Annotated in this window: 17 protein-coding genes; 14 read left to right on the top strand and 3 right to left on the bottom strand. The window is 61.3% G+C overall.

Translation table 11 applies throughout. The annotated features are described in order from the left end of the window. Positions 1–3,284, bottom strand: a 3,284-nt coding sequence (locus EJA70_RS25545) for a retention module-containing protein (protein ID WP_158834428.1), incomplete at its 3' end; no start/stop codon positions are given. 357 nt (positions 3,285–3,641) lie between these two features. On the opposite strand from EJA70_RS25545, the gene EJA70_RS25540 reads away from it, so the two are divergent. From EJA70_RS25540 to EJA70_RS25495, 10 genes are all read left to right on the top strand, one after another. Beyond that, on the top strand, positions 3,642–4,994 hold the full coding sequence (locus tag EJA70_RS25540; RefSeq protein ID WP_158834426.1) for a TolC family outer membrane protein: 1,353 nt from the start codon (positions 3,642–3,644) through the stop codon (positions 4,992–4,994). 33 nt (positions 4,995–5,027) lie between these two features. Further along, a complete protein-coding gene (locus EJA70_RS25535; protein WP_158834424.1) occupies positions 5,028–7,184 on the top strand; it encodes a type I secretion system permease/ATPase in 2,157 nt (718 codons plus the stop codon). Next, positions 7,174–8,541 carry an HlyD family type I secretion periplasmic adaptor subunit gene (locus EJA70_RS25530; RefSeq protein WP_008080361.1) on the top strand — a complete coding sequence of 456 codons (1,368 nt, stop codon included), beginning with the start codon at positions 7,174–7,176 and terminating at the stop codon, positions 8,539–8,541. The genes EJA70_RS25535 and EJA70_RS25530 overlap by 11 nt, the downstream gene beginning before the upstream one ends. 362 nt (positions 8,542–8,903) lie before the next feature. Continuing rightward, positions 8,904–9,800, top strand: a complete 897-nt coding sequence (locus EJA70_RS25525; RefSeq protein WP_158834422.1) for a TauD/TfdA family dioxygenase — start codon at positions 8,904–8,906, stop codon at positions 9,798–9,800. A gap of 22 nt (positions 9,801–9,822) precedes the next feature. Then, the gene (locus tag EJA70_RS25520) at positions 9,823–10,683 is read left to right on the top strand and encodes an ABC transporter ATP-binding protein (RefSeq protein WP_158834421.1); all 861 of its coding nucleotides are present in this window, start codon (positions 9,823–9,825) and stop codon (positions 10,681–10,683) included. A 20-nt stretch (positions 10,684–10,703) separates the two neighbouring features. Next, positions 10,704–11,570, top strand: coding sequence for an ABC transporter permease (locus tag EJA70_RS25515; RefSeq protein ID WP_158834419.1), 867 nt, complete (start codon positions 10,704–10,706; stop codon positions 11,568–11,570). Between the two features lie 197 nt (positions 11,571–11,767). Next, positions 11,768–12,685: a LysR family transcriptional regulator gene (locus tag EJA70_RS25510; protein WP_158834417.1), complete on the top strand. Its 918-nt coding sequence runs from the start codon at positions 11,768–11,770 to the stop codon at positions 12,683–12,685. A gap of 191 nt (positions 12,686–12,876) precedes the next feature. Next, entirely contained in the window at positions 12,877–14,415 is a 1,539-nt protein-coding gene (locus EJA70_RS25505; protein WP_158834415.1) for an MFS transporter, read from the top strand. Between the two features lie 26 nt (positions 14,416–14,441). Further along, complete coding sequence (locus EJA70_RS25500) at positions 14,442–15,512, top strand: HlyD family secretion protein (RefSeq protein WP_093440215.1); 1,071 nt, start codon at positions 14,442–14,444, stop codon at positions 15,510–15,512. After that, positions 15,509–17,083 (top strand): efflux transporter outer membrane subunit, encoded by a 1,575-nt coding sequence (locus tag EJA70_RS25495; RefSeq protein WP_178116993.1) that lies wholly within the window; start codon positions 15,509–15,511, stop codon positions 17,081–17,083. The genes EJA70_RS25500 and EJA70_RS25495 overlap by 4 nt, the downstream gene beginning before the upstream one ends. A gap of 61 nt (positions 17,084–17,144) precedes the next feature. Here EJA70_RS25495 and EJA70_RS25490 read toward each other — a convergent pair whose 3' ends face one another. Then, complete coding sequence (locus tag EJA70_RS25490) at positions 17,145–17,450, bottom strand: XRE family transcriptional regulator (RefSeq protein ID WP_008080340.1); 306 nt, start codon at positions 17,448–17,450, stop codon at positions 17,145–17,147. Beyond that, positions 17,443–17,808, bottom strand: a complete 366-nt coding sequence (locus tag EJA70_RS25485) for a type II toxin-antitoxin system RelE/ParE family toxin (RefSeq protein WP_158834413.1) — start codon at positions 17,806–17,808, stop codon at positions 17,443–17,445. The genes EJA70_RS25490 and EJA70_RS25485 overlap by 8 nt, the downstream gene beginning before the upstream one ends. A gap of 170 nt (positions 17,809–17,978) precedes the next feature. Between EJA70_RS25485 and EJA70_RS25480 the strand changes: the two genes are divergently transcribed. The 4 genes from EJA70_RS25480 to EJA70_RS25465 are packed head-to-tail and all read left to right on the top strand — an operon-like array spanning position 17,979 to position 22,676. Beyond that, complete coding sequence (locus tag EJA70_RS25480; RefSeq protein ID WP_038367377.1) at positions 17,979–18,758, top strand: efflux RND transporter periplasmic adaptor subunit; 780 nt, start codon at positions 17,979–17,981, stop codon at positions 18,756–18,758. Continuing rightward, the gene (locus EJA70_RS25475; protein WP_158834411.1) at positions 18,755–20,074 is read left to right on the top strand and encodes an efflux RND transporter periplasmic adaptor subunit; all 1,320 of its coding nucleotides are present in this window, start codon (positions 18,755–18,757) and stop codon (positions 20,072–20,074) included. The genes EJA70_RS25480 and EJA70_RS25475 overlap by 4 nt, the downstream gene beginning before the upstream one ends. Continuing rightward, positions 20,075–22,171: a biotin/lipoyl-binding protein gene (locus EJA70_RS25470; protein ID WP_158834409.1), complete on the top strand. Its 2,097-nt coding sequence runs from the start codon at positions 20,075–20,077 to the stop codon at positions 22,169–22,171. A gap of 10 nt (positions 22,172–22,181) precedes the next feature. After that, a complete protein-coding gene (locus EJA70_RS25465; RefSeq protein WP_008080328.1) occupies positions 22,182–22,676 on the top strand; it encodes an N-acetyltransferase in 495 nt (164 codons plus the stop codon). Positions 22,677–22,754 lie beyond the last annotated feature (78 nt).

The following is a 22,754-nucleotide window of genomic DNA, read 5'->3' as shown; positions in this document are numbered from 1 at the left end:
GCGGTGTAGGTGACGGTGCCCCCTTCAGCAGCGGTTTCGGTGGCGGTCAGTTTCACCGTCGAGGTGTCGATGGTGTCAGTGACGTCGGTCACCGCTGGAACGGTGCTTGGTACCAGGTTCTCGAAGTTGCCGCCGGTGGCGTCCTTGATAGTGACTTCGACTTTGCCGGCGTCTTTGTAGACGTCATCGGCAGGTGCAGCGACAGTCACTGTGCCTGTGGTTTTACCGGCCTCGATGGTGATCACCGAGCCATTGCTCAGGGTCACGGTGACCGGGGTGCCGGCCGGGTTGCTCAAGGTCGCGGTGTAAACGATCGAACCGCCTTCAGCCACAGTGCCGGTGGCACTGAGGGTCAGGTTGGTGGTGTCGACGGTGTCGGTGACCGTGGTCGAAACCGGGGTTTTGTCTGCAACGAGGTCTTCGTAGTTGCCACCGCTGACGTCGGTGATCGAATTGGTCAGCGGTGCATGACCATTCAGCGCATCGTTCGGTGCGGTGGTGGTCACGGTGCCGGTGGTTTTGCCGACTTCGATGGTGATGTTCTGGCCGTTGGCCAAGGTCACGACCACGGGCGAGCCGCTGACTGGTGCGCCAACGGTGGCGGTGTAGGTGACGGTGCCACCTTCAGCAGCCGACTCGGTGGCGGCCAGTTTGACGGTGGTGGTGTCGATGGTATCGGTCACGTCGGTGACGGCCGGAACGGTGCTCGGCACCAGGTTCTCGAAATTGCCGCCAGTTGCATCCTTGATGGTGACTTCAACTTTGCCGGCGTCTTTATAGACGTCATCGGCTGGCGCTGCGACGGTCACGGTGCCGGTGGTTTTACCCGCATCGATGGTGATGACAGAACCGTTCGAGAGCGTCACGGTGACAGGCGAACCTGCTGCGTTGGTCAGGGTCGCGGTGTAAGTGATCTGGCCGCCTTCAGCCACAGAACCGGTGGCGCTCAGCGACAGGTTGGTGGTGTCAGCAACATCGGTAACAGTGGTTGAAACCGGCGTCTTGTCGGCCACCAGATCTTCGTAGTTACCACCCGTGACACCGGTGATCGAGTTGGTCAGCGGCGCATTGCCGGTCAACGCGTCATTCGGCGCGGTGGTGGTCACGGTGCCGGTGGTTTTGCCGACTTCGATGGTGATGCTCTGGCCGTTGGCCAGGGTCACGGTGACCGGCGAACCGGTGACTGGCGCGCCAACGGTGGCGGTGTAAGTGACCGTGCCGCCTTCAGCGACGGAGGTATCGGCAGTCAATTTAACGGTCGAGGTGTCGATGGTATCGGTGACTTCGGTCACGGCTGGAACGGTGCTCGGCACCAGGTTCTCGAAGTTGCCGCCCGTTGCATCCTTAATGGTCACTTCAACTTTGCCGGCGTCTTTGTAGACGTCATCGGCAGGCGCCGCAACGGTCACGCTGCCGGTGGTCTTGCCCGCATCGATGGTGATCACCGAGCCGTTGCTCAGGGTCACGGTTACCGGTGTGCCGGCAGGATTGGTCAGGGTTGCCGTGTAAACGATCGAACCGCCTTCGGCCACGGTCCCGGTCGCTGTCAGCGACAGGTTGGTATCGTCGATCGAGTCGGTAATGGTCGTGGTCGCTGGCGTGGTGTTCGGCACCAGGTTTTCGAAGTTGCCGCCACTGGTGCCGGTGATCGTGGTGCTGACGGTGCTGCCATTGTTGTAGACGTCATTGGCCGCAGTCGGCACGTTGACGCTGCCGGTGGTTTTGCCGGCCTCAATGGTGATGGTCGAACCGTTCGACAGGGTGATCGTCACCGGCGTTTGCGCCGGGTTGGTCAGGGTCGCGGTGTAAGTGATCTGGCCACCTTCGACGACAGTACCGGTAGCGGTCAGGCTCACGCTGGTGGTGTCGATCGAATCGGTAACGGTGGTGGTCGCTGGCGTCGTGTTCGGTACCAGGTTCTCAAAGTTGCCGCCACTGGTGCCGGTGATCGTGGTGCTGACGGTACCGCCATTGTTGTAGACGTCGTTCGCTGCGGTAGGCACGTTGACGCTGCCGCTGGTCTGACCCGCGCCGATGGTGATGGTCGAACCGTTCGACAGCGTGACGGTGACCGGCGTTTGTGCCGGGTTGGTCAGCGTTGCGGTGTAAGTGATCTGGCCACCCTCGACCACTGTGCCGGTGGCGGTCAGGGTCAGGTTGGTGGTGTCGATCGAGTCGGTGATGGTGGTCACCGCTGGTGTCGGGTTCGGCACCAGGTTCTCGAAGTTGCCGCCAGTGGCACCGGTGATGGTGGTGGTGACGGTGCTGCCGTTGTTATAGACGTCGTTGGCCGGCGTCGGCACGTTGACAGTACCGGTGGTCTGGCCCGCGCCAATGGTGATGGTCGAGCCGTTCGACAGGGTGACGGTCACCGGCGTCTGGGCCGGGTTGGTCAGGGTCGCGGTGTAAGTGATCTGCCCGCCTTCGGTGACACTCGGGCCCGCCGTCAGGGTGACGGTGGTGGTGTCGATGGTGTCGGTGACCTGCGTCGTCGCCGGAGTGGTCGGCGGCGTCACGGTGATGCCGTTGCCGCCCGTGGTGCCGGTGACGGTCACGTCGATTTGGGTCGGGTCGTTGTAAACCGTGTCGTTCGGCGCCAGCGGCACATTGACGGTGCCGGTGGTGGAGCCGGCCGGAATCACGATCACCGCGCCGTTGGACAGGGTGATGGTCAGGTCGGTCAGCGGTGCCTGGGTCAGGGTCGCGGTATACACCAGCACGCCGCCGGCTTCGGTGATGGTCGGCGTGGCGCTGAGGCTCAGGGTCGACTCACGCAGGGCGTTGGTGGTGGTATCGGTGGTCTGCCCGCCGGTGATGTTTTGCGCGGCCTGACCTGCAGAGTTAATGCCTGCGGTCGGGAAGCCAATGGTCGGGTCGACGCGGCCAGCGGTGGCGTCGAGCATCACGAAGCTGTGGCCGCCACCGGCGGCACCGCCAGTGCCTGCGGCGCTCGGGCCGGCAGCGGTGGCTTCAAGGGCGGTGGTCGGGTCGACACCGGCGGCGATGGCTTGCTGCAGTTCTTCTACCGACGGCGCAGCCTGCGCGGTGGCTTCAGCCAAGTCGGTGCTGGAGTCGGGCGCGCTGGCGCTCCACTGGGTTTCGCGGCCCAGGTCGAGGGTGCGGCCATCCGCCAATTCAAGCGACACGGCGCCGGAGAGGCCGGTGTCGATCTGGTCGCCGACAAACAGGCGATCGCCTTCAACGAGTACGCGACGTACGCCCTCTGGAGACACCACGAATACCTGACCAACAATGCTTTTGACGATGGCAACAACACTGCTCATTGAAGACTCTCCGGGTGTCACGTTCAGTTGACTTCCATGGACCTGATGGCATGGGCGCCGATTCAGTCTGGAGGTACTTTAAAAATTTGCGAAACAAGTTTGACGCGTCTATTCGTCAATAATTTGGCTAGATTCTTTCGCTATTAACTTTATGCCAAACTATTGACCTTATGGGTGCCATCCTAAACAATCGCCCCACTAATGTCACATTGATATTTCCGCGGCGACCTGTCCTTCAGCGTGTGATCCAGTTCCTGTTTTGAACTTTCCGACATACGGTCAATCTGGTTGCCATCATCCGACGCAGCGCCACGTTTTGCTGTGATTCAAGACAAGAAGTTCTGGGAAATCTTTACCATGCGTTTGCACCTGTTCAAGGCTCTACCGTTCGTCCTCGCCGCCTCATTCGTACAAGCACAATCCTTACCAGAAGCCATGCAGCAGGCCTTGGATGTCCATCCGGAAATCCAGGCAGGGGTCAACAGTCGTTTGGCCGCGGATTATCAGTTAAGAGCGGCAAAAGGTGGATACCTGCCGAAGGTTGATCTGCTCGGCGGTTATGGCCGTGAAGGCACCGACAGCGTAACCACCCGCGCTAATGCTGGCGGCAATCACTACGAAACCCTGAACCGCAGCGAGTCAAGTTTACGTCTCTCGCAAATGGTTTTTGACGGTTTTGCCACGTCCAGCGAAGTCGGGCGTCAACAAGCCACCGTCAACTCCCGCGCTTATTCCTTGCTTGGCACTTCCGAGCGCACCGCGCTGACCGTTGCTCAGGTGTATCTGGACGTGCTGACCCGTCGCGAATTCGTGCGTCTGGCCGAAGAAAACCTCAAGAGCCACCAGCGCATCTACGACCAGATCCAGTTGCGCACCCAGCGCGGCGTCGGCAGCGGTGCCGACCTTGATCAGGCCGAAGCGCGGATGGCCCAGGCCCGCAACAACCTGATCACCGAGCAGACCAACCTCGCGGACTCGGAAACCAACTTCCTCAGCGCCGTCGGCCAGATGCCCGATCAACTGGAGCGTCCGGCGTCGTTCATGGCGATGATGCCGGCCAACCTCAATGAAGCGCGTACGCAGATGCTGGAAAACAGCCCGATCCTGCGTTCGGCCGAGTCCGACATCGCCGCTGCCGAGAAGCAGTACGAAACCGCCAAGTCGACCTTCTACCCACGTTTCGACGCCGAACTGGGCCGCACCGCCGATAACGACCTCGATGGTCAGAACGGTCACAACAACGAGTGGCAAGCCATGCTGCGCATGCGCTTCAACCTCTATTCGGGCGGCAGCAACAAGGCCGATCTGGAATCCAAGTCGTACCTGTCGAACCAGGCGCTGGACATCCGCAACAACGCCCTGCGCCAGTTGAACGAAGAGCTGGGCCTGGCCTGGAACGCCTTGAACAATGCGAACGCGCAGGTGCCGATCGCGCAGCAATACGTTGATCACAGCACCGCCGTGCGCACCGCTTACCAGCGTCAGTTCAGCCTCGGCGAACGCACCCTGCTCGATTTGCTCGACAGCGAAAACGAGTTGTTCACCGCGTCGCGGCGTCTGGCTGACATCAAAAACATTCAGTTATTTACTCAGTACCGAATCAAGGCGACCATGGGCGAATTGCTCAGAAGCCAGGGAGTGGTCGCACCGTTGGCATCCGTTGTGCAGAACGACGTGAAGCCCAAGGTTCAGCTGCCTGGGATGAATTGAGTTGTCCCTTTTCAACTGTTAAGAGTGTCGAGCGTGGAATCAGAAGTCAGTCGAGTTCATCTCAGTCATGATCCACGCGCGTTGCACGACGATCCGTTACTGGACGGTCTGCTCGCCCTTTGCATGCTGCACCAGAAGCCTGCCAGCGCGGCGATGTTGACCACCGGCCTGCCGCTGCCCAAACAACGCTTGAGTGTCGAGTTGCTGCCCCGCGCGGCGGCTCGCGCCGGCCTGCAAGGTCGAGTGCTGCAGCGCAAACTGGAAGAAATTCCGGCGATCGCCATGCCCGCGTTGCTGCTGCTCAAGGATGGCCGCAGCGCCGTCCTGCTCGGCTGGCAGGGTGACAATGAAGCGCGGGTGTTGCTCAGTGAAACCGACGGCGGCGAGTCCATCGTCAGCCGTGAGCTGCTCGCCGACGACTACACCGGCAAAGTCTTCTTCGCCCAGCCGCAACACAAATTCGACGTCAACCACGGCACGCTGATTCCGCGTGCTCGCTCGTGGTTCCGCGACACCCTCAAGCGTTCGCGCTGGCTGTACGCCGATGCGATCGCCGCAAGTTTCCTGATCAACATCATTGCGATGGCCGCGCCGCTGTTTGTGATGAACGTCTACGACCGCGTGGTGCCGAACCAGGCCGAAGCGACCCTGTGGGTCTTGGCCCTCGGGATCACCGGCGCTTACCTGTTCGACCTGATCCTCAAGAGCCTGCGCAGCCTGTGCCTGGACCTGGCCGGGAAGAAAACCGACCTGATCATCTCGGCGACGCTGTTCGAGCGCATCGTCGGCATGTCGATGAAATATCGCCCGGCGCGGGTCGGCAGCTTTGCGCAAAACATCCACGAGTTTCAGAGCCTGCGCGACTTCCTTGCCTCGCTGACCCTGACCAGCCTGATCGATCTGCCGTTCACCATCCTCATCTTTATTGTCATCGCCATTCTCGGCGGGCATCTGGTGTGGATTCCGGTATTGGCGTTCCCGATTGCCCTGCTGATCGGCTACGCCTTGCAGAAGCCGCTGGTGGCGACGATGGAACGCACCATGGCCCTCGGCGCCGAGCGTCAATCGAGCCTGATCGAAACCCTCGCCGGCCTCGACGCGGTCAAGGTCAACAACGCCGAGAGCGAACGTCAGTATCAGTGGGAACAGACCATCGGCACTCTCAGCCGCCTCGAACTGCGGGTGAAAATGCTCTCCGGTCTGGCGATGAACATCACCTTGCTGATCCAGCAACTGGCCGGCGTGATCATGATTGTCTTCGGCGTGTATCAGATCATTGACGGGCACCTGAGCATGGGCGGTCTGATTGCCTGCTACATGCTCAGCGGTCGTGCGCTGAGCCCGCTGGCCTCGCTGTCCGGTCTGCTCACGCGCTATCAACAGGCGCGGGTGACCATGACCTCGGTCGATCAGATGATGGAGCTGCCGCAAGAGCGCAATTTCGAAGAACGCCCGCTGAGCCGCAAGGTGTTGCAGGGCGCCATCGAGTGCCGCCAGCTCAACTTCACCTACCCGGAACAACAGAACCCGGCGCTGAAGAACATCAACCTGGTGATCCGTCCGGGCGAAAAAATCGGCATCATCGGCCGCAGCGGCTCGGGCAAAAGCTCGCTGGCCAAACTGCTGGTCGGCCTGTATCAGCCGGACGACGGCGCGCTGCTGGTCGACGGTGTGGACATCCGCCAGATCGACGTCAGCGAACTGCGCTACAACATTGGCTACGTGCCGCAAGACATCCAACTGCTGGCCGGCACCTTGCGTGACAACCTGGTTTCCGGCGCACGTTATGTAGAAGACGAACTCGTGCTGCAAGCCGCCGAACTGGCCGGCGTCCACGAATTCGCCCGTTTGCACCCGCAAGGCTATGAGCTGCAAGTCGGCGAGCGCGGACAGAACCTCTCCGGTGGCCAACGGCAGAACGTTGCGCTGGCCCGGGCCCTATTGCTCAATCCGCCGATCCTGTTGATGGATGAACCCACCAGCGCGATGGACAACACCGGTGAAGAACGCCTCAAGCAACGCCTCGCCGCCGTGATCGAAAACAAGACCGTGGTGCTGGTCACGCACCGGGCTTCACTGTTGTCGCTGGTCGATCGTCTGCTGGTGATCGACCGTGGACAGATTCTCGCCGATGGCCCGAAAGCCGCCGTGATGGAAGCGTTGAAGAAGGGGCAGATCAGTGTTGCTTAAGTCGGGTTTCAAGGATTCGATCCGTCGCTACTTCAAGGGCACTGCTTCGCTGCAGGGCCAGCCGCTGCCGGAGGTCAACAAGGCGCTGATCGAGGACGCCCCGCGCGTCGTGCGCCTGACCATCTGGGCGATCATCGGCTTCTTCGTCTTCCTCATGCTCTGGGCCAACTTCGCCGTGATCGACGAAGTGACCAAGGGCGACGGCAAGGCGATTCCGTCGTCGAAAATTCAGAAAATCCAGAACCTTGAGGGCGGGATCGTCTCCGAACTGTTCGTCAAGGAAGGCCAGATCGTCGAAGCCGGCGCACCGCTGATTCGTCTCGACGACACGCGATTTGCTTCCAACGTCGGCGAAACCGAAGCCGATCGTCTGTCGATGCTGCTGCGCGTTGAGCGTCTGAGCGCCGAAGTCGATGATCGTCCGCTGAATTTCCCCGAGGACGTGCTGAAAGCCGTGCCGGGTCAGGCCAAGAGCGAAGAATCGTTGTACATCAGCCGCCGTCAGCAGTTGCACGACGAGATCGGTGGTTTGCAGGAGCAGTTGATTCAGCGTCAGCAAGAGCTGCGCGAATTCGCCTCCAAGCAGGCGCAGTATCGTCAGCAACTCGGCTTGCAGCGTCAGGAAATCAACATGTCCGAGCCGCTGGTGGCGCAGGGTGCGGTGTCCCCGGTGGAAGTCTTGCGTCTGAAACGGGCCGAGGTGGAAACCCGCGGCCAGCTGGATGCAACGACGCTGGCGATTCCGCGTGCGGAATCGGCGATCAAGGAAGTGCAGCGCAAGATCGACGAGACGCGCGGCAAATTCCGCAGCGAAGCGCTGACCCAACTCAACGAAGCGCGCACCGACCTGAACAAGGCCAGCGCCACCGGCAAGGCGCTGGAAGACCGCGTCAGCCGCACGCTGGTGACATCGCCGGTGCGCGGTATCGTCAACAAGTTGCTGGTCAACACCATCGGCGGCGTTATTCAGCCGGGCAGCGACATGGTCGAAATCGTACCGCTGGACGACACCTTGCTGGTCGAAGCGAAAATCCGTCCGCAAGACATTGCCTTCCTGCACCCGGGGCAGGAAGCGATCGTCAAATTCACTGCGTACGACTACACCATTTACGGCGGGCTGAAGGCCCAGCTGGAGCAGATCGGTGCCGATACCATCACCGACGAAGACAAGAAAACCACTTACTACATCATCAAGGTGCGCACTGAACGCAGCCACCTCGGCACGGACGAGAAGCCATTGCTGATCATCCCGGGGATGGTCGCGTCGGTGGACATCATCACCGGCAAGAAGTCGGTGTTGAGCTACCTGCTCAAGCCGATCATCCGCGCACGGGCCGAGGCGTTGCACGAACGCTAGATCATCGTTGGTCTTTCTGGCCTCATCGCTGGCAAGCCAGCTCCCACAATTTTCTGTGTCGGACACATGTTAGTGTTCCAGCCGAGAAACCTGTGGGAGCTGGCTTGCCAGCGATGGCGTCTGTGAGTTCGCCACATCTCTGTCAGGAAGTGACAAAAACCGTCACTCACCATCCAGTCCATTCCGCCATATCGTTATTCAATAACGGTATTTAATTTCCAATTCTTATAGCTATAAAGTCACTCCCCTGCGTACCTGCCGACCAATCGGCGCGCCGCACGACCTGAACCAACACGCAATCCAGCGTGAGTGTCTGATCGACGAGCGCGCCCGTGAGCGCGCCGTGCGTGGGAGATGGAAAGATGTCCGCAGCTACTGCTTCCCCTGGTGCCGCGACCGCCGCGCCGCAAACCTTCGAGATTCGTCCCTTCAGCGGTGCCGTTGGCGCCGAGATCATTGGCCTTGACCTCACCCGGCCGATCAATGATCAGGACTTTGCGCGCATCCATCGCGCGCACCTTGATCACCACGTCGTGGTGTTCCGCGACCAGCAAATCACCCCGCAACAGCAAATCGACTTCAGCCGCCGCTTCGGTGTGTTGCAGATCCATGTGCTCAAGCAGTTTTTGCTGGCCGACCACCCGGAAATCCTCATCGTTTCCAACATCATCGAAAACGGCCAGAACATCGGCCTCGGCGATGCCGGCAAGTTCTGGCACTCCGACCTCTCCTATAAAGCGCTGCCAAGCCTCGGCTCGATGCTTCACGCACAGGAGTTGCCAGAGGAGGGCGGCGACACGCTGTTCGCCGACATGCACAAAGCCTGGGACAACTTGCCCGAAGCGTTGCGCAAAGCGGTCGAAGGCCGCAGCGCCGCGCACTCCTACACGGCGCGTTACAGCGAGACCAAATTCGAAGGCAACTGGCGCCCGACCCTGACCCCGGAGCAACTCGCCCAGGTCGCCGAAGTGGTGCACCCGGTGGTGCGCACACACCCGGAAAACGCCCGCAAAGCGCTGTTCGTCAGCGAGGGTTTTACCACGCGCATCGTCGGCCTGCCGGAAGACGAGAGCCAGCAACTGCTGAGCGAGTTGTACGCCCACAGCGTGCTGCCGCAAAACATCTACCGCCATCAGTGGCAGCCCCACGACCTGGTGTTCTGGGACAACCGTTCGCTGATCCATCTCGCCGCCGGCTGCCCCGCGCACCTGCGCCGCAAGCTGTATCGCACGACCATTCAGGGCGACGCGCCTTTCTGATTCGCCGGAGATTGATCAAATAATGAACGCTCCCTTGCCAGGCCACGCGGCCAGCAACCCGGTCGCCCGCAGCGAAGCGCTGCTGGCCGTCGATCACGTCAGCCTCGAATACCGCACGCCGCAACGTGTGGTGCGCGCCACTCACCAAGTCAGTTTTGAAATCGACCCGGCCGATCGCTACGTGCTGCTCGGCCCGTCCGGCTGCGGCAAATCCACCTTGCTCAAAGCAGTCGCCGGGTTCATTCAGCCATGTGAAGGCGAGATCCGTCTGCAAGGCCAGCGCGTCGATGCGCCGGGGCCGGACCGGATAGTGGTGTTTCAGGAATTCGATCAACTGCCGCCGTGGAAAACCGTCAAACAGAACGTGATGTTTCCGCTGCTGGCCTCACGAACGCTGAAGAAAAAAGAAGCCGAAGAACGTGCGCTGCACTATCTGGAAAAGGTCGGCCTGGCGGCGTTCGCCGATGCCTATCCGCACACCTTGTCCGGCGGCATGAAAGCACGGGTGGCGATTGCCCGAGCGTTGGCGATGCAGCCGAAAATCCTCTTGATGGACGAACCGTTCGCCGCACTTGATGCGCTGACCCGCCGCAAGATGCAGGAAGAATTGCTGCTGCTTTGGGAAGAAGTGCGTTTCACCTTGTTGTTCGTCACGCACTCGATTGAAGAGGCTTTGGTGGTCGGCAATCGCATCCTTTTGCTGTCGCCACATCCGGGGCGGGTGCGCGCCGAAGTGCACAGCCATCAATACGATTTGCACAGCCTCGGTGGCGTGGCGTTTCAGGAATCGGCGCGGCGCATTCATCGTTTGCTGTTCGATGAAGGCCAGTCGCCGGAAACCGAGCGTGACCACGACTTCAACGACATTCGCATCGCCTATTGAGCGGCCAGGAGGACTACCCGATGAGCCATTCATCATCTGTGCGTGAAGAGTTCGAAATTATTTTAGAGCCGCTGACCGAAGTGCCGGTCGAGCGTGAGCTGTCGCTCGGCACGCGGCTGTGGCAACAGGGCTTGTTGCGTAAAAGTCTGATCCTGATTGTGCTCGCTATCGTGTGGGAAGTGGTCGCGCGGATTCAGAACAACGACCTGATGCTGCCGAGTTTCCTGCAGACCAGCCATGCGCTGTTCGAAGGCCTGCTCAGTGGTGAGTTGCTGGCCAAGGTGTGGATATCGTTGGTGGTGCTGATCAAGGGTTACCTGATTGGCATTGTGCTGGCGTTTGCCTTGACCACCTTGGCGGTGTCGACGCAGTTGGGCCGCGATCTGCTGAGCACGATGACCTCGATGTTCAACCCGCTGCCGGCGATTGCCTTGTTGCCCTTGGCGCTGCTGTGGTTTGGTCTGGGGCAGAACAGCCTGATTTTCGTGTTGGTGCATTCGGTGTTGTGGGCGCTGGCGTTGAACACTTATGCAGGGTTTCTGGGGGTTTCCGAGACGTTGCGCATGGCTGGGCGAAATTACGGTTTGAAGGGTTTGCGGCTGGTGTTGTTCATCCTGATCCCGGCGGCGCTGCCGTCGATTCTGGCCGGGTTGAAAATTGGCTGGGCGTTCGCCTGGCGCACGTTGATCGCGGCAGAACTGGTGTTTGGCGCGACCAGTGGCAAGGGTGGGCTGGGCTGGTACATTTTTCAGAATCGCAACGAGCTGTACACCGACAAGGTGTTTGCCGGTTTGGCGGTGGTGATTCTGATCGGGTTGCTGGTGGAGAATCTGGTGTTCGATACGCTGGAACGCGTGACCGTGAAGCGTTGGGGGATGCAGCGGTAATTTTTGGCGTGACGGCTGGCCCCATCGCTGGCAAGCCAGCTCCCACAGGTTTTTTGGTGTTTTCAGATGTTGTGAACGCCTCAACCACTGTGGGAGCTGGCTTGCCAGCGATGGCGTCCTGTCCGGCGCCTCCATACCTAAAGGATGTTTGCTAGCATTGCACCCAGATCAATCCTGATCCGCCATGAGTGCTCAGCATGCAACTCCCGGACATGAACCTTCTGGTCGCCCTCGACGCCTTGCTCGACGAGGGCAGTGTGGTCGGCGCCGCGCGGCGGATGAACCTCAGCCCGGCCGCCATGAGCCGCACCCTGACGCGGATCCGCGAAGCCATCGGCGACCCGATTCTGGTGCGCGCCGGCCGCGGCCTGGTGCCAACCCCCAAGGCGCTGGAGTTGCGCGAACAGGTGCGCGACGTGGTCGAGCAGGCTGCGTTGCTGTTTCGCTCGGCCGATGCGGTGGAGTTGGGCACGTTGCGCCGGCGTTTCAGCATTCGCGCCAATGACTTTTTCATTGGCGTATATGGCGGCAAGCTGTTCGACACGCTGGATCAACTGGCGCCGCATTGCGAGCTGCGTTTCGTTCCGGAGGGTGATGGCGATGATGAAGCGCTGCGTGAAGGGCGCATCGACCTGAGCGTCAGCAACACTCGCCCGGTTTCCCCGGAAGTGAAAGTGCAGAACCTGTTTTCCACGCATTTCGTTGGCTTGGTGCGTGAAGATCATCCGTTGCTCGATAGCGAAATTACCGCCGAACGCTACGCCGGGTTTTCGCACATCAGCATGTCGCGACGCGGTATCGCCCGTGGCCCGATTGATACCGCGCTGAACGCGTTGGGCCTGGAGCGGCGGGTGGCGGTCATCGCGCCGAGTTTCCATGCGGCGATGTTTGCTTTGCCTGATTCCGATCTGATCTTGCCCGTACCTAAAGAGGCACTGCTCAGCGTACGCCGGCTCGGATTGAAGCTGCGTTCGTTCGACCTGCCAATCCCGTTGCCGACGTTGATGCTGACGCAGGCCTGGCATCCGCGTTTTGATAAAGACCCGGCGCACCGCTGGTTGCGAGAGACACTCAAGGCCTGCTGCGACGAGACGTGGCTGGCGGCACAACCCTGAAGATCAAAAGATCGCAGCCTGCGGCAGCTCCTACATTGGAATGCATATTCCGGTAGGAGCTGCCGCAGGCTGCGATCTTTCGCTTTTTATGATTGCGTCTGGCGCACTTATAAGCTGCCAATAAGTCAATTTCCGTCATTGCCAAGCCCGACTAAGATGCTCCGGTATTTTTCCCTCCGGAGTGTGTATTCATGACATCCCTGACGGCGGCAGCGTCCATCGCTGCGGCCAGCCCGGCGAAGGCGGCGACGCCACCGGTGTTCGGGGCGCGGATCATCATCGGCCTGGTCGGCGTGCTGCTGGCGGTATTGGTGTCGGGCCTCAACGAGATGGTGACCAAGGTTGCCCTGGCCGACATTCGCGGCGCATTGCACATCGGTTACGACGAAGGTACCTGGCTGGTCGCCAGTTACACCGCCACCTCGGTCGCGGCCATGGCCTACGCACCGTGGTGTTCGGTGACCTTCTCGCTGCGCCGCTTCACCCTCTGCGCGATCGGCTTGTTCACCTTGCTCGGCGTGCTGTGCCCGTTCGCACCGAACTACGAAAGCCTGCTGCTGATGCGCATCCTGCAAGGCCTGGCCGGCGGCGCATTGCCGCCGATGCTGATGACCGTCGCCCTGCGCTTTTTGCCAGCGAACATCAAACTGTACGGCTTGGCCGGCTATGCATTGACGGCGACATTCGGCCCGGGCCTCGGTACGCCGCTGGCCGGTTTGTGGACTGAATACGTCGGCTGGCAATGGACGTTCTGGCAAATCATCGTGCCGTGCCTGATCGCCATGGCCGCCGTCGCGTATGGCTTGCCGCAGGACCCGCTGCGGCTGGAACGCCTGAAATCGTTCAACTGGAAAGGCCTGCTGCTGGGCTTTCCGGCGATCTGCATGCTGGTGATCGGTCTGTTGCAGGGCAATCGACTGGACTGGTTCGAGTCGAGCCTGATCTGTGGATTGCTCGGTGCCGGCTCGCTGCTGTTGGTGGCGTTCCTGATCAATGAATGGTCGCAGCCGATTCCGTTTTTCAAGTTGCAGATGCTCGGTATCCGCAACCTGTCGTTCGCCTTGATGACCCTGGCCGGGGTGCTGATAGTTCTGCAGGCGGTGGTGTTGATTCCGTCGAGTTATCTGGCGCAGGTGCAGGGTTATCGGCCGGCGCAGATTGCCCCGATCATGCTGATCGCTGCATTGCCGCAGTTGATCGCGCTGCCGATGGTGGCAGCGTTGTGCAACCTGCGCTGGGTCGATTGCCGCTGGGTGCTTGGCATCGGTTTGAGCATGTTGACGTTGTCCTGCCTGGGCGGATCGCTGCTGACTTCTGAATGGATTCGCGACAATTTCTACGTCCTGCAATGGCTGCAGATCTTCGGTCAACCGATGTCGGTGTTGCCGCTGTTGATGTTGTCCACCGGCAGCATCCAGCCGCAGGACGGGCCGTTCGCCTCGGCGTGGTTCAACACGGTGAAAGGCTTGGCGGCCGTGGTCGCTACCGGGGTGATCGAAGCGCTGACCACCGCGCGTCTGCATTTCCACTCGACCATGTTGGTCGACAGCCTCGGCAATTCGCCGCTGGCCGATCACAGCGATCCGGGCCTCGCCCATCGCCTGCACGAACAGGCTGTGGTGCTGACTTCTTCCGATCTCTATGTGTGCATGGCTGGCGTCGCAGTGGCGCTGATCCTGCTGATTTTCTGGCTGCCGACGCGGATCTTTCCGCCACGCGCGCCGACCTGATTGCTTCACTGAAACAGAAGGTTTTTATGACGACTCAAGCAAAGCAAAAACTCGCGGTGGCCATCGCCGCCGCACTGGCGGTCGGTGTGCTGGTGTACCTGGCGCTGCCCGGTGTGTTTGGCAAACGTACTCAGCAAAACACCAACGATGCCTTTGTCTCCGCCGACTACACGCTCGTCGTGCCGCGCGTGGCCGGGTTCATCAAGGAAGTCTTGGTGGAGGACAACCAGCAAGTGAAGGCGGGCCAGTTGCTGGCGCTGATCGATGATCGCGACTTGCGTGCTTCAGCCGAGGCGGCGGATGCGCAGACACTGGTCGCGCGGGCGCAATTGCAGAACGCCAAAGCGACGCTGGAACGCCAGACGTCGGTGATCGCCCAGGCGCAAGCTTCGGTGGTGTCGGCCAAGGCTGAAATGGCCTTCGCCCAGCAGGAGTTGAATCGCTACAACCATTTGGCCGGCGTTGGTGCCGGCACGGTGCAAAACGCGCAACAGGCACGTACTCGCATCGATCAGGCCACGGCTCATCTCGACACCGCCACGGCAAAACTGGCGGCGGAGCGCAAGCAAGTCGACATCCTCACCGCTCAGCGTGACGCGGCTGAAGGCAGTTTGAAACATGCGCAAGCGGCGCTGGAAATTGCCAGTTTTGAACTCTCCTACACGCGCATCACTGCGCCGCAGGATGGAATGATTGGCGAGCGTGCGGTGCGCGTCGGCGCGTATGTGACGCCGGGCAGCAAGCTGCTGGCGGTGGTGCCATTGAAGCAGGCCTATGTGGTGGCGAATTTCCAGGAGACGCAACTGACCGACGTGCAGCCAGGGCAAGAGGTGCAAGTACGCGTCGACAGCCTGGGTGGTGAAGCGCTGACCGGTCGTGTCGAGAGCATTGCGCCGGCCACGGGAGTGACCTTCGCAGCAGTCAAACCGGATAACGCCACCGGTAACTTCACCAAGGTGGTGCAGCGGATTCCGGTGAAGATCATGCTGGAACCGGGTCAGCCGCTGGCCGAGCGGTTGCGCGTGGGGATGTCGGTGGAGGCGAGTATTGATACGCGCAGCTCGGCGACGTCGGTGCGTGAGGTGACTCAGCGATGATTTGTGGTAATTCGACTGGCCTCATCGCTGGCAAGCCAGCTCCCACAGGGTTTCTCGGTGGGACTAGAGTTTTCGCACAACCTGCAAAGTCCCTGTGGGAGCTGGCTTGCCAGCGATGGGGCCAGTGGCAGCCACTGATTTTCAGTGCCGTGGTGACAGCAAGCCTCACCGCCTGCACCGTCGGCCCGGACTTCCAGAAACCCGAAGCCACACAAATCGCCGACTGGGCCAAACCGGCCAAGTCCGCGCCCAGCCAAGCCGTCAACGAACCGTTGAACGAACGTTGGTGGGAAGTCTTTCATGACCCACAACTCTCCGCGCTCACCCAGCGCGCCGTCCGCAGCAACCTTGACCTGCAACTGGCCAGCAGCCGCCTGCAACAAAGCCGCGCCGCCCGCCAAGTGATCACTGCTGACCGCTATCCAGACACCGCCGCCACAGGCAGTTACGGCCGCGAACGCAACAGCGGCAAAGGCCTGAGCGATCCGTCCGGACACAACGGCGATTCCGCGTTCAATCTGTGGGACGCCGGTTTCTCCGCTTCATGGGAACTGGATTTCTGGGGCCGCGTGCGCCGCGAAACCGAAGCCGCCGACGCCAATCTCGAAGTTGCCGAAAACGACCGGCGCGGTGTGCTGCTGGCGGTGCTTGCCGACACCGCGCAGAACTACATCCAGTTGCGCGGCGTACAGAACACTCGCGCCGTCACTGAGCAGAACCTCGACGTCGCCCGGCACAGCCTGAAACTCTCGCAACTGCGCCTCGCCGATGGCGTGGCAACTGACCTCGATGTCGCTGAAGCCGCCGCGCAAGTCGCCGCCATCGAGTCGCGCTTGCCGGCACTGGAGCAACGCCAATCACAGTTGATCAACGCGATCAGCCTGTTGATGGGCGAACCACCGCAAGCCTTGGCCAAAGACTTATCCACCGACGCCGCCGTGCCGCAGTCGCCGCTGCAAGTCGCTATCGGCTTGCCGTCGCAACTGGCTGAACGCCGTCCGGACATCCGCCAGGCCGAAGCGCGCCTGCACGCGGCCACTGCCAATATCGGCGTGGCCAAGGGCGATTTCTATCCGCGCATCACCCTGTCCGGCAACCTCGGCTCGCAAGCCATGCAACTCAGCGACTTTGGCTCGTGGGGCTCACGCGCGTTCGGCATCGGCCCGCAATTCAGCCTGCCGCTGTTTGACGGCGGGCGCCTGCGCGGCGTGTTGCAATTGCGCGAAGCTCAACAGCAGGAAGCCGCCGTCGCCTACCAGCAAACCGTGTTGCGTGCCTGGCACGAAATCGACGATCAACTGACTGCTTACAACGCCAGCCAACGCCGCCGCGACAGCCTTGCCGAAGCCGTACGCCAGAACCAGATCGCCCTGCGCACCGCGCAACAGCAATACGTCGAAGGCGTGGTTGATTTCGTCAACGTGCTCACCGTGCAAGGCGCGTTGCTGGCGACGCAGGAACAGTGGGTGGAGAGTTCGACCGGCGTTTCGCTGGCGATGGTCGGGTTGTATAAGGCGTTGGGTGGGGGATGGGAGTCGGTGTATCCGGCAGGAGGGATGGCGCAGCTTTGAGGTTTCCCCTAGAGGACGAATTTGGCTAATAGAGCATTTCAACGGCTGAGTGAGTGGAACCTCAGCCTGCGAAATTTTCGATTTTGATTTGTCCGTCGGGAAACGTCGCGATGATTTCAAGTTCTCCGCCCATTGCACGGATGTAATTACGCAGTGTGCTGATGTACATATCCGTACGTCGCTCCATCTTCGAAATCGCTGCCTGATTGACATGCAACGTTTCGGCAAGCGTTGCCTGACTCAGCGCTTTGGCCTGTCGCAGCTCGTTCAGCGGCATTTCCTTGATGTGTTGTTCGTAGATCGAATGGGCGCGCTCCCGGGCTTCGGGGGTCATGCGCGCCTCGAGTTCGGCAAATTTCTTAGCCATTTTTACAACCCTCTTTGCGCAATGTTTCGAGATGCTCATCGTACAGTTGATCGGCGATCGGGACGTTGACTTCATACCAGCGATCCTGACCGGTTTTATCTCCACCGATCAATAGCAGGGCGCAGCGCCTGGGATCAAACGCATACAGTATCCGGTACGGTCTTCCGGCATGTTGAACACGCAGTTCCCTCAAATGCCCATGCCGCGCGCCATTGATTGCGCTGCTGTGCGGAAAGCGTAATCCTGGGCCAAATTGACCCAGCAGTTTCACGCTGGCAGCCACCGAGCTCTGCTCGTTTTCAGTCAGATCTTCCCACCAGTCGCCGAACTCGTCGGTGTATTCGATATCCCAATTCATGGGTATCGAATATGAACGTTATGGAATATTCCATCAAGGTTATATTTTAGATAGGTTGACCATAGCTCTTCACTCGCGCGACAGCAAGGATTGCGATGCAATGATGGCCTTTCGCTTGACGCTAACCCCCGCTGTCGTAGACTCCGCACATCCGTCAGGGAGTAGCGGTTATGCAGCGTTTTCGTGGTTGGGTTGTCGGATTGACCTTAGTTACGTGTGCAGTTCAGGCGCAAACGCCCGGGCCAGACGATCCGCTGCTGGATAATCCGGGGACGGCGGCGGCCACCGTGAGCAGTGAGGCGCGCGGGGTGTTGCGGGCGCGTGATCAGGCGACGCTGGCCAGTGAGCTTTCCGGGCGGATTGTTGAGTTGCCCTTCAGCGAGGGCGAGTCGTTCAAGAAGGGCGATACGCTGGCGAAGTTCGATTGCTCGGCCTATCAGGCGCAACTCAATGCCGCGCAGGCGGCCAGTCGTGGTGCCGGTGAAGAGCTGGCGCACAACAAACAGTTGGCCGCCCTCAATTCTGTCGGCCGATTCGAAGTGGCGCGGGCCGAGGCCAAGGTCAGCGAAACCCAGGCGCAATCCCAGGTTTATCAAGTGCAGGTCAAGCGCTGCAGCGTGGTCGCGCCGTTCGACGGGCAAGTGGTCGAACGTAAAGTGCAGCGCTATGAAAGCGTGCCGGCCGGCGCACCGCTGCTTGATGTCGTCGATAACCGTACCCTCGAAATTCATTTGCTGGTGCCGTCACGGTGGATGGCCCGACTCAAGCCTGGCCAGACCTTCAGCTTCGTTCCCGATGAAACCGGCCAGCCGATCGATGCCACGGTCAAGCGCCTGGGCGCGCGAATCGATGAGGGCAGTCAGACCCTGTTGCTGGTCGCCACACTTCCCGAAGCCAAAGGCTTGCTGGCCGGCATGAGCGGCACGGCACGTTTCCCGGAGCTTAAGTGAACGCCCCGGTGAGCGGCGGCGCCGAGCAGGTATTCGCCAGGTTTCTTGACCTGGAACGCCAGACCCGCGCTGCCCGCGACGCCTCGCAACTGGCCTACAGCCTGGTCAACGATGGCCAGGCGCTGTTCGGCTTTCGTCATGCGGCGTTGTTGATTGCCGGCAAGGTGCAGGCGGTCACCGGGGTCAGTGCGGTGGAGCCGAACGCGCCGTTCGTGGCGTTCGTCGAGCAGGCCGTGGCGCAGTTGTTCAAACAGGGTGTGCTGCAGCAGGCACGGGTGATTACCCCGGAATTGCTGAACGACAGCATCCAGGCTGACTGGCGCACGCTGTCGGCGGCGCAGGTGTTCTGGCTGCCCCTGGTCGACCGCGACGCTCAGGTGTTTGGCGGTTTGTGGCTGGCGCGCGATGTGCCGTGGAACCCTTCCGAACAAGTCTTGCTGTCGCAATTGGGCGACACCTACAGCCACGCCTGGCTGGCGCTGCAACCGCGCAAACCGTGGCGGTTGCGCTGGACCCGTAAACGCCAAGTGGCGCTGGTCGCGGTGCTGTTGCTCGGGCTGTTGATCCCGGTGCGCCAATCGGTGCTGGCCCCGGCTGAAGTGGTGCCGCTGGGCGGCCGCGTGGTGGCGGCGCCGCTGGACGGGGTGATCGCCGAGTTTCTGGTCAAACCCAATCAAACAGTGAAAACCGGTGATGTGCTGGTGCGTTTTGAAAGCACCACGCTGAAGGCGCAGGCCGATGTCGCCGAGCGTGCGCTGGGCGTGGCCGAGGCGGAATTGAAATCCAACTCGCAGCGCTCGTTTGCCGACGCGGAATCCAGTGCCAAGGTCGATTTGCTCGCCGCCCGCGCCGAACAGAAACGCGCCGAGCGCGATTACGCTCGCGAGCTGCTTAACCGCAGCGAAGTGCGCGCCGAACGCGACGGCATTGCGGTGTTCGCCGACGCCGAACGCTTGACCGGCAGACCGGTACAGACCGGCGAGCGCCTGATGGAAGTCGCCGATCCGAGCCAGGCCGAGCTGCGCATCGAACTGGCCGTGGGCGATGCGATTGCCCTTGAACCCGGTGCCGAGGTGGCGCTGTTTCTCGACAGTGATCCGTTGAAGCGCCATCTCGCCACCCTGGAACGCTCGGCTTACGAAGCGCAACCGACGGCGGGCGGGCAACTGGCGTACCGGCTCGACGCCAACTTCGCCGAGGCGCCGCCGCGTATCGGCCTGCGCGGTACGGCGAAGATTTTCGGTGATCGCGCGCCCTTGGCGCTGTATGTGCTGCGTCGGCCATTGGCAGGCCTGCGTCAGAGCGTGGGCCTGTAAATGAACCTGCCGAGCCTGCGTGCCGACCTGCAATTGTCGTCCGCGGCGCCGGCCCTCGACGGTTCGCCGCGCTGGACCCTCGCCGATCCGGTGCGCGGACGTTATTTCAAGCTCGGCACGGCGGCGATGCGCTTGTTGCGCCACTGGTCGTTGGGCGATGCCGAACAGGTCTTGCGCGCGGCCAATCGCGAACCCGGCCTGCCGCTGGATGGCACCGAGCTTGAGCAGTTGCTGGAGTTTCTTCGCGGTCACGATTTGATCAGCGCGCTCGATGACCAGCAGCGCGCCAGCTACCGGCTCAAGGCGTTGGCGCAGCAGCAAAGTCTGTGGCAAATCCTTCTGCATCAATATTTGTTTTTCCGCATTCCGCTGTGGCGTCCCGACGCTTTTCTCAATCGTGCCTGGCCATGGCTGCAGCGCTTCGGTCCGCGTCTGCTGCGTTACGGCTTGCCGGCAACGCTGGCGTTGGGCGTATTTCTGGTGTCGCGGGACTGGCAACGCTTTGTCGGGACGTTTCCCCACCTGTTCAGCCTCGGCGGTGCAATGGCGTTCGGTGTGGCGCTGTTTTTCGCCAAGCTCTGCCACGAATTCGGTCATGCGTTCATGGCCAAGCGTGCGGGTTGTCGGGTGCAGAGCATGGGCGTGGCATTCATGGTTTTGCTGCCGATGTTCTATACCGATGTCAGCGACGCCTGGCGGGTCAATGACCGCCGCGCGCGGTTGCTGATCGGTGCCGGCGGTGTGCTCGCGGAATTGCTGTTGGCGTGTATCGCGTTGCTGGCGTGGTCGTTGTTGCCTGACGGCCCGGCACGCACGGCGGCGTTCATGCTCGCCAGCGCGACATGGATCACCACGCTGGTGGTCAACCTCAATCCGTTCATGCGCTTTGACGGGTATTTTCTAATCAGTGATTTTTGGCAAGTCGACAACTTGCAGGGTCGCGCGTTTGCCCTGTGTCGCTGGCGACTGCGGGAGTTTTTGTTTGGCTATGGCGCACCCGCGCCGGAGCCTTGGTCGCCGAAGATGCAACGGCGTTTGCTGATCTGGGGGTATGGCTCGTGGCTGTGGCGTGCGGCGTTGTTTTTCGGGATCGCGCTGGCGGTCTATCACCTGTTCTTCAAGGTGTTGGGGATCTTCCTGATGCTGGTGGAACTGGTGTGGTTCATCTTTCTGCCGATCATGCGTGAGTGGCGTCAGTGGTGGAGCCGTCGCGAGCAGGCGCACGCTCCGCGCGTGTTGCTCAGTGCATTGGCGTTGCTCGGGCTGTTGCTGCTGCTGATCGTGCCGTGGCGCAGTTCGGTGGAGCTGCCGACGATGCTTGAGGCCGGACGCGCCAGTGCCTTGCATGCGCCGACGGCGGCGCGGGTCAAAGCGGTGAAGGTGACGGATGGGCAGCAGGTTGCGCAGGGCGATGTGCTGATCGAGCTGGAGTCGCCGGATCTCGAATCGCGTCTGGCGATTGTCCGCCGCGAAATCAAGATTCAGCAGTTGTTGATGCGCCGCCAGGCCAGTCGCAGTGAAACCGCCGCGGACGCCGGCATCGTTGAGCAACGCCTGGCAGAAGCGGTGGCCGAGTACCGTGGCTTGAGCGCCCAGCGTGAACGCTTGCTGTTGCGTGCGCCGCATGCCGGCAGCGTGCGCGATCTGCTGCCGAACATGACGGTCGGGCGCTGGTTATCGACCCGCGATGCGCTGGCCCGGGTGGTCGAAGACGGTGCACGGCTGCGCGGATATCTGGCCGAAGCCGAGTTGTGGCGAGTCAAACCGGGGGCTAATGGCCGCTTCATCGCCGATGACCCGATGCACCCGGCGCTCGCCGTGCAATTGAATGAAATCGACACCAACGGCGTGGCTTACGTCGATCAGGAGGCGTTGACCTCCGATCACCACGGGCCGATCGCCGTGCGTCGCGATCAACAGCAGCGGGCGGAGCCGGTGCAGGCGCAATACGGCGTGCGCCTGAGTGTATTGACGACGGCATCGACCCCGACGCAACCGTTGCGCGGCGTGGTGGTGTTGCAGGGCAGCGGCGAATCGCTGCTCGGTGTGGCGTGGCGCCGGGTGGCGGCACTGGGCGTCAGGGAAAGCGGTTTTTAGGGAGAGCAGGATGACGGACAGCGCAGCAGTGGCGGCAGAGGGATTGGTGGTACGGCCCTCGCGGGCAACCGACGGGCCGTTTTTGCAAAGTCTTTATCAAACGGCGCGGCCGGATCTGCAATGGATCGACGGCGAGCCGGAACACGTGCAGCAAGTTGTCGCCCAGCAGTTTCAGGTGCAAGAGCAGGGCATGGGCGACAACTACCCCAACGCCATGCACTACGTGGTGGAAAAACTCGGCACCGCCATCGGCGCGCTGAGCACCGATTTCGGCGCCAATGAAATTCGCGTGTTGTACCTGGCGTTCATCCCGCAGGCGCGCGGCCAGGGCTTCGGCCGTGCCGTATTGCAAGGCGTGCAGAAAGCCGCGCAACAGATTCGTTGCCCGGTGGCGACGGTGGTCTGGACCAGTAATCCACACGCGCGCCGGCATTATCTGGCATTGGGTTTTGCCGTCGAAGAACGCAACCCCGCCGCCGAACGCCTCGTCTGGTACCCCCAATAACCCCCTGTAGGAGCTGCCGCAGGCTGCGATCTTTTGATCCTGTTTTTTCAAACTGAAACTCAAGATCAAAAGATCGCA

It is taken from the genome of Pseudomonas sp. PB103, assembly GCF_009764635.1.
Taxonomy (GTDB): Bacteria; Pseudomonadota; Gammaproteobacteria; order Pseudomonadales; family Pseudomonadaceae; genus Aquipseudomonas.
This window is presented reverse-complemented; position numbering and strand designations above follow the sequence as displayed.